This window comes from Streptomyces sp. NPDC002044 (genome assembly GCF_040296725.1).
In the GTDB taxonomy this organism is placed as follows: Bacteria; Actinomycetota; Actinomycetes; order Streptomycetales; family Streptomycetaceae; genus Streptomyces; species Streptomyces antarcticus.
The window spans coordinates 36,540-44,849 of sequence record NZ_JBEOXU010000043.1; the positions used below are offsets into that span (position 1 = coordinate 36,540).

Sequence of the window (8,310 nt, forward strand, 5' to 3'; positions counted from 1 at the left end):
CAGGGCAGCAGGTCCCGTGGCGGCGGGGGCACATGGGACAGGGCCGCCCGGGGAGGTTTCCTCCCGGGCGGCCCCGTGTCTAACGGTGCGGCTCGCGCCGCTCAGCGGCTGGTCGTCCGGCCCCGGAGGGTCAGAAGGTGAGCTTCCAGCTGTCGATCTTGCCGATGTCCGCGCTGGCCAGGTCCGCGACCCGCAGCTTCCAGACACCGTTCGCGACCTCGGAGGAGGCGTTCACGGTGAAGGACTGGACGATGTTGTCCGCGCTGCCGCCGGTGCGGTTGCGCAGGTTGTAGAGGGTGCCGTCCGGGGCGACGAGGTCGACCTTCAGGTCACCGACGTAGGTGTGCAGGATGTTCACGTCCACCTTGAGCGTGCTCGGGGCGTTGCCCGAGCGGTTCACGGTGATCGGGGAGTCGACCGTCGCGTTGTCGGCGATGGCGTAGTCGGTCGTGTTCTCGAAGACGCTCGGCTGGCTGGTGCCGACGGTCCAGGTGAAGGACGCCGTACCCGTCTTGCTCGCCGAGTCGGTCACCGTGACGGTCACGTTGGACGTGCCCGCGGTGGTGGCCGTGCCCGAGATCAGGCCGGTGGAGGAGTTGATCGACAGACCGGCCGGCAGGCCGCTCGCCGCGTAGCTCAGCGCGCCCGGGTTGGTGCTGGTGGCCTGGACCTGCAGGCTCGCCGCGCCACCCACCTGGGTGTTCTGGTTGGCGATCGGGCTGACCGTGACGCCGGAGACGATCCGGGGACCGACGTTGACGCCGGCCCAGGCGTTGGCCACGTTGTTGTAGATGGTCGAGCCCTGGCCGTACAGGTCGGCCGCGGCCTTCAGGGTCTGGACGCGGGCGTCCGCGTAGTTGGTGTTCGACTTGAAGTAGCCGACCGTCAGCGCGCGGAACCAGATCTTCGAGGCGGCGTCGCGGCCGATCGCGGTGACCGGCAGGCCGTCGGAGGTCGGCGAGTCGTAGCTCACGCCGTTGACGACCTTGGCGCCCGAACCCTCGGAGGCCAGGTAGTACCAGTGGTTCGCCGGACCCGAGGAGTAGTGGACGTCGATGGAGCCGATGCCCGAGTACCACGCGTCCTTGGACGAGCCGTCCTTGCTCGGCTTGTCCATGTAGCGCAGCGGGGTGCCGTTGCCGCGGATGTCGATCTTCTCGCCGACGTTGTAGTCGCCGAGGTCCTGCGGGTTGTTGGCGTAGAACTCGACGGCCGCCGCCATGATGTCGGAGGTCGCCTCGTTGAGGCCGCCGGGCTCGCCGCTGTAGGTCATGTTGCCGGTGACCGAGGTCAGACCGTGCGTCATCTCGTGCGCGGCCACGTCGGTGGAGGTGAGCGGCTTGGCGTTGCCGTCACCGTCGCCGTACGTCATGCAGAAGCAGGAGTCCTGCCAGAAGGCGTTCACGTAGTTGTTGCCGTAGTGGACCCGGGTGTACGGGGCCACGCCGTCGTTGCGCAGGCCGTTGCGGCCGTGCACGTTCTTGTAGTAGTCCCACGTGACCGCGGCGCCGTAGTGCGCGTCGGCGCCGGCCGTCTCCAGGTTCGCCGGCAGGCCGTTGCCCCAGACGTCGTCCGGGCCGGAGAAGAGCGTGCCGGTGCCCGAGGACCCCCGGTTGAGGTTGTACGTCTTGTGGTTGCCGCGGGCCGCGTCGGTCAGGTTGTACGTGCTGCCCGACTGCGTGGTCCCGAGCGTCACCTGGCCGCTGTACATGGTGTTTCCGGTGCCGGTCTCGACGGCCTGCCACTCGGTGATCTTGGCGCCGGTCCTGGCGTTGGTCACCACGTGCAGCTCGTTCGGCGTCCCGTCGTGCTGGAGGCCGCCGACGACCGTCTCGAACGCGAGGACCGGAACGCCCTCGGCCGCCCAGATCACCTTGCGGGCGCCCTTGGACGCCTTGGCCTCCTTGGAGCCCTCGGCGTTGGCGGCTGCGACCGCCTGGCCCTCGGCGGCGGCCGGGGTGACCGTGGCGGTGGTGTCCGCGACCTTGATCTCGTGCTGGGTCGCCTTGGTCACGCTCTGGGTGACGCCGCCCTTGGCGTGGACGGTGAGGTCACCGCCGAGCACCGGAAGGCCGTCGTAGGTGCGCTCGTACGAGGTGTGCGTGGTTCCGTCCGCGTCCTTGACGACGTCGCGGACGACCAGCTTCTCGCCGCTGCCGAGGCCGAGGGCCCTGGCGGCCTGCGCGGTGGTGGAGTTGGCCTCGGCGAGGAGCGTCGCACGCTCCGAAGCGCTGAGTTTGACGTTCGCCGCGCCCGGGTTGGGCTGGGCGGCCGTACGTGCCTGTGACGCGGTGGCGTCGGCGGTGGCGGTGCCGGTCTGTATACCGACGGCGAGCAGGGCTGCCGCGGCTACGAGCGCGCCGGCCGCTGTGGCACGCCTCTGGGGGGTGGACCTCAACGCAGACTCCTTCTGCAAGGGGGGTTCCGGACGGCTGGGTGGGCCTCCGGGCAGATCAGGGCTGGTGCGATGAACGGTCGAAGAGTGCCACTTACAGCACGCGATGTCAGGGCCGCGTCAAAAGGTTGGCTGGAAACGGTTCGTTGTCCGAAGTGACGTATCCGGTATCCGGACCATTCACCTTTGTGTGCCGTGAAAGGCGTCCGGCATTCGGAACGGTTGGTACCGGTTGCTAACGCTTGGGCAACAAGAGGTCTCGTTGACGCAAACGGCATTTACCGTACGGGCGTTTGTCGTACTGTTTCCCGGTGCGGTAGATGTCCGTTGCCAGGGGAAGCCATGGACACCCGTCACTGTCATAGACCACGTGCCAGGGGGGCCCATGAGGCATGTCCATTTTCCTGCGCAAAGAGTGGCCAGGACGGCCAAGGAGTCCGCTGCGCCCGTACGGCGGCTCGGTGACAAGGCCCGCTGGTACCTGCCCGCAGCAGTCTCCGCCGACGTCCTGGGCGCGGCGGTTCCCGTCGGACTCGTCTTCGCGGCCGCCGAGCAGGTCCGGCCGCTCTACTGCGCCCTCGGCGCCGCGCTCGCCTGGACCGGGGTGCAGGCGTTGCGCCGCCGCTACACCGCCCGTTCGCTCGGAGAATCGCGCGGAGTCCTGCCGGTCGTACACGACTGGCTGATTCTCATCGGCGTACTCGCCGTGGCGCGCGTGGTGACCGAGGAGGACACCCCCAGGCTGTCCGCCCTCGGAGCCCTGCTGCCCGCGCTGCTCGTCACCGTCGCCTGCCACAAACTGACCTACCACCACCTCTCCGCCGCCCGCCGGGAGGCCCAGGCCGTCAGCCGGGTCCTCGTGGTGGGGGAGCCCGACGCGGCCGAGGACGTCATCGCCCACCTGGCCGCGCGCACCGACCACCCGTACGTCGTCGTCGGCATGGTCCCGGTCGGCGCCGGCGACCTCGCCAGCGGAGTCCCGGTCGCCGCCCGCCTCGGCGAGACGATGCCGCAGGCCGCCCGCGGGGACTCCTGCGCGGTGCTCGGCGCCGTCCGCAGCCATCACGCCGACCTGGTCCTCGTCGCCCCCGGAGCGCGCTTCGCGGGGGAGCGACTGCGCCGCGTGGCCTGGGCCCTGCATGACGCGGGCCTGGAACTCGCGGTCTTCCCCGGCCTGGTGGAGGTCTCCGTCAAGCGGCTGGAGACCCTGTCCGCCGGCGGGCTGGCCATGCTGCGGGTCGTCCCGCCGGTCAGCAGGGGCGTGCAGACCGTCCTGAAGTCCGCCCTGGACCGGGCCGGCGCCGCGATCGGGCTGCTGCTGCTCTCCCCGTTCTTCCTGGGGATCATCCTGTCGATCCGCGTCGGCTCGCGCGGCCCGGCCTTCTACCGCCAGCGGCGCATCGGCCGCGACGGCGCCCCGTTCGTCATGTGGAAGTTCCGCACGATGGTCGTGGACGCCGACGCGCGCAAGGCCGACCTGGCCGGGGCGAACGAGAACGACGGCCTGATGTTCAAGATGCGCCGCGACCCCCGGGTCACCCGCGTCGGACGGCTGCTGCGCCGCACCTCCATGGACGAACTGCCCCAGCTGTTCAACGTGCTCACCGGCCACATGTCGCTGGTCGGGCCGCGCCCCCCGCTGCCGGAGGAGGTGGCGCAGTACGACGACGTCGAACTGCGCCGGCTCAGCGTGCGGCCCGGGATGACCGGGTTGTGGCAGATCAGCGGAAGGTCTGATCTGTCCTGGGATGAAACGATTCAGCTTGACCTGCAGTACGTCGACAACTGGTCCTTCACCAGTGACGTCGACGTCATGGGCCGCACGCTCCGCGCCGTCGTCGACGGTCGCGGGGCGTACTGAGGGGCCGATGCGTTGAGATCAGCCCTGCTCGCGCCACCACCGGTAGGTGGCGGCGATGCCGTCCCGCAGCGGGATGCCGGGCTTCCAGCCGAGCGAGGTCAGACGGGACACGTCCAGCAGCTTGCGCGGCGTCCCGTCCGGCTTGGAGGTGTCCCAGGCCAGGCGGCCCCGGAAGCCGGTCACCTCGGCGACCGTCTCGGCGAGCTCCTTGATGGTCAGGTCCTCGCCGCAGCCGATGTTGACCGGCTCGCTCCCGTCGTAGCCGTTCAGCAGCACCGTGCACGCGGCGGCCAGGTCGTCGACGTGCAGGAACTCCCGGCGGGGGGTGCCGGAGCCCCACAGGGTGACCTCGTCGCGGCCCTCGGCCGCGGCCTCGTGGAAGCGCCGGACGAGGGCCGGCAGGACGTGCGAGGACTCCAGGTCGAAGTTGTCGCCCGGGCCGTAGAGGTTCGTCGGCATGGCCGAGATGAACGAGGCCCCGTACTGCTTGCGGTACGACTGGACCTGGACGATGCCGGCGATCTTCGCGAGGGCATACGCCTCGTTGGTCGGCTCCAGCGGGCCGGTCAGCAGGGCGTCCTCGCTGATCGGCTGCGGAGCCAGCTTCGGGTAGATGCAGGAGGACCCGAGGAACAGCAGGCGGTTCACCCCGGCGGCGTGCGCCCCGGCGATGACGCTCAGCTGGATCTTGAGGTTGTCCTCCAGGAACTGCACCGGATACGTGCTGTTGGCCATGATGCCGCCCACCTTGGCGGCGGCCAGCACGACCGCGTCCGGACGGACGTCCTTCAGGTACGCCCCGGTCGCGGCGGCGTCGCGCAGATCGAGATCGGCGCGACCCCGGGTGAGCACCTCGTGGCCGTCGGCGGTCAGGCGGCGGGCGACCGCGGAGCCCACGAGGCCGCGGTGGCCCGCGACGAAGACGCGGGCGTTCGGGGGCAGGAGCGGCAGCGAACTTGTCATACCGCCGATGATGCCAGTCCGCTCCCGCCCGGCTCCGCCCGGTCCACGTCCCGGCCCCCGCCCGCCGCGGGCTCCAATCCACTGCAAAGCCAGCCGGAACGGGCGTGTACGGTACCCATCCAGCCCCCGGGCGGCGGCCCTGCGCGCGGCGCGCCCCCTGCCGGGGCGGCCCGCCGCAGACACCCCGAGGCACAGCCTCACCATGACGAACAGCACCGACCACCACCAAGGGGAACCCATGGGCAAGACCGCACTGATCACCGGCGTCACCGGGCAGGACGGCTCGTACCTCGCTGAGCTCCTGCTTTCCAAGGGCTACACGGTGCACGGGCTCGTGCGGCGCTCCTCCAGCTTCAACACGGAGCGGATCGACCACATCTACCAGGACCCCCAGACCGCCAACCGGTCCTTCGTCCTGCACCACGCGGACCTCTCCGACGGCGTCGCCCTGGTGAACCTGCTGCGCGAGATACAGCCCGACGAGGTCTACAACCTGGGCGCCCAGTCCCACGTCCGCGTCTCCTTCGACGCGCCCCTCTACACGGGCGACGTCACCGGCCTCGGCGCGCTGCGGCTGCTGGAGGCGATCCGGGCCAGCGGGATCGACACCCGCATCTACCAGGCGTCGTCCTCCGAGATGTTCGGCGCCACCCCGCCCCCGCAGAACGAGGGCACGCCGTTCCACCCGCGCAGCCCGTACGGCGCCGCCAAGGTCTTCGCGTACTGGACCACGGTGAACTACCGCGAGGCATACGGCATGTTCGCCGTCAACGGGATCCTCTTCAACCACGAGTCCCCGCGCCGCGGCGAGACCTTCGTGACCCGCAAGATCACCCGCGCGGTCGCCCGGATCAAGGCCGGACTCCAGGAGAAGCTCTACCTCGGCAACCTCGACGCCGTCCGCGACTGGGGCTACGCCCCGGAGTACGTGGACGCCATGTGGCGGATGCTCCAGCAGGACGAGGCCACCGACTACGTCGTCGCCACCGGCGTGGCCGCCTCCGTGCGCGAGTTCGTCGAAGCCTCCTTCACCCACGCCGGTCTCGACTGGAACGAGCACGTGCGCTACGACCCCAAGTACGAGCGCCCCAGCGAGGTCGACGCCCTCATCGGGGACGCCTCCAAGGCCAACGAGCTGCTCGGCTGGAAGCCGACGGTCCTGGTCGCGGAACTGGCCAAGATCATGGTCGACGCCGACATCCGCCAGGTCGAGGACCAGCTCGCGGGCGTGACGGTCCGCATCGACCGCTGAGGTCGCGCACTTCCCCTACGATTTGCCGTGTTCCGGTCACGCGCGTCGCTCTGCGCGGGCGTGACCGGGGCAAACCTGCCGTATGTCCGTAGTGCGCCCTCCGTACTGAACCCGGTTGATTCCAAGTTGGTATGCAATGGGTCAAGGGAGGTGACCGGGCCCTTGCGTGAGCCCTAGTCTGCGCCCAGTACATATGGCTGTTCGGATAGTTTCAGCCATCAAACCGGGCGATTGCCCTGGGGGGCTCATGCGTAGATCCAGAGGGCTGACTGCTGCCCTCGTCCTGTCACTGGCCGGTGCCGGCACCGGCATCGGCCTGGTGCTGATGCCTCAGGCGTCCGCCATCACACAGCCGGTGGCATTCACCGCCGACAACCTGCCGACCTGGCAGACGAACGGCGTCGTCTGGGCGATGGCCCAGACCAACGGCACCGTCTTCGCCGGCGGAACCTTCTCCGCCGTCCGCCCGCCCGAGGGGGCGTCGAGCGGCACCGAGCAGGACGCCGTGAACTTCGTCGCGCTCGACGCGGCGACGGGCAACCCCACTTCCTGCAAGCTCTCCTTCACCATCGGCGAGGGCAGCGCGACCGTGCGCTCGCTGGTCGTCTCGAAGGACGAGAAGACCCTGTACGCGGGCGGCTACTTCGGCGCCGTCAACGGCACCCCGGTCTCCAGCGTCGCCGCGATCGACATCGCGACCTGCACCCCCAGGGCCTCGTTCCACCCGGGCTTCACCGCCACCGTGCGCTCCCTCGCCCTCACGGACGACACCCTGTACGCGGCCGGCGACTTCTTCACCGTCGAGGGCCAGACCCGCGAGCGGTTCGCCGCCGTCGACGCCGGCTCCGGCGGGCTGAAGACCTTCAAGGCCGACGCGGACGAGCCCGGCCGCGCGGTCGAGGTCACCCCGGACGGCAAGAACGTGCTGCTGGGCGGCGACTTCTTCTCCGTCAACGGGTCCAACACGCACGCGCTGGCCGTGGTCGACTCCACCACCGGCGCGGTCACCAAGACCTACAGCAACATCCCGTCGAACTCGGTCGTCAAGGACATCTCCACCGACGGCACCGGCTTCTACACGGGCAACGAGGGCTCCGGCGGCGGCGTCTTCGACGGCCGCATCGGCCTGAAGCTGAGCGACTTCACCGAGAAGTGGCGCGACCGCTGCCTCGGCGCGACCCAGTTCGTGCTGCCCTACGAGGGAGTGCTCTACAGCTCCTCGCACGCGCACGACTGCTCCACCGAGCAGGAGTACCCCGACGGCAAGCGTCACTTCCTGCTGGCCCAGCCGACCAACCACGAGGGTGCCGCCCCCGCGCCCGTGGACGGCTTCGTGCGCGGCCCGGCGAAGCTCGGCTGGCACCCCACGGCCAACGACGGCATGGAACTGACCGAGGGCATCGGCCCGCGCGTCATGGCCGTGTCCGAGAAGAACGACGTCAAGTACATGTGGGTCGGCGGTGAGTTCACCCTCATCAACGGCAAGCCGCAGTGGGGCCTGACCCGCTTCGCCTCCACCGGCGACGTCGGAGCGCCCACGACCCCGGTCGCCAGCGCCGGCAGCGTCAAGCCCGGCGAGGCCCAGGTCCGCTGGCGCACCAGCTACGACGCGGACGACAGCAAGCTGACGTACCGCGTCTACCGCAACGGCTCGGCCTCCCCGATCCACACCATGACCGCCGACTCCCTGGAGTGGCAGCGTCCCCAGGCCTCCTGGAACGACACCACGGTCAAGGCCGGCCAGTCCTACACCTACCGCGTGACCGCGACCGACGCCGCCGGCAACACCAGCGCGCTGTCGGCCACCGTCTCGGTGACGGTCCCGGTCTCGGTCCAGTC

The 8,310-nt window shown here is 70.0% G+C and carries 4 protein-coding genes and 1 pseudogene; 3 read left to right on the forward strand and 2 right to left on the reverse strand.

Annotation, left to right across the window (positions count from 1 at the left end):
• Nucleotides 1-130: 130 nt before the first annotated feature.
• Nucleotides 131-2,398: a M4 family metallopeptidase gene (locus tag ABT106_RS13960; RefSeq protein WP_351276354.1), complete on the reverse strand. Its 2,268-nt coding sequence runs from the start codon at nt 2,396-2,398 to the stop codon at nt 131-133.
• 382 nt (nt 2,399-2,780) lie between these two features.
• Between ABT106_RS13960 and ABT106_RS13965 the strand changes: the two genes are divergently transcribed.
• On the forward strand, nt 2,781-4,256 hold the full coding sequence (locus tag ABT106_RS13965) for a sugar transferase (RefSeq protein WP_351276356.1): 1,476 nt from the start codon (nt 2,781-2,783) through the stop codon (nt 4,254-4,256).
• Nucleotides 4,257-4,274: 18 nt separating this feature from the next.
• Here the strand turns inward: ABT106_RS13965 and ABT106_RS13970 are convergent, their stop codons facing one another.
• Entirely contained in the window at nt 4,275-5,219 is a 945-nt protein-coding gene (locus ABT106_RS13970) for a GDP-L-fucose synthase family protein (RefSeq protein ID WP_351276358.1), read from the reverse strand.
• A 238-nt stretch (nt 5,220-5,457) separates the two neighbouring features.
• Between ABT106_RS13970 and gmd the strand changes: the two genes are divergently transcribed.
• Nucleotides 5,458-6,471, forward strand: coding sequence for a GDP-mannose 4,6-dehydratase (gene gmd, locus ABT106_RS13975; RefSeq protein WP_351276360.1), 1,014 nt, complete (start codon nt 5,458-5,460; stop codon nt 6,469-6,471).
• A gap of 247 nt (nt 6,472-6,718) precedes the next feature.
• A pseudogene (locus ABT106_RS13980) lies at nt 6,719-8,310 on the forward strand (LamG domain-containing protein); the annotation flags it as partial.

Bases quoted from the DNA above. Each gene is read 5' to 3' on its own strand.
- ABT106_RS13970 (WP_351276358.1), bottom strand. From the start codon at position 5,219: ATGACAAGTTCGCTGCCGCTCCTGCCCCCGAACGCCCGCGTCTTCGTC.
- gmd (WP_351276360.1), top strand. From the start codon at position 5,458: ATGGGCAAGACCGCACTGATCACCGGCGTCACCGGGCAGGACGGCTCG.
- ABT106_RS13965 (WP_351276356.1), top strand. From the start codon at position 2,781: ATGAGGCATGTCCATTTTCCTGCGCAAAGAGTGGCCAGGACGGCCAAG.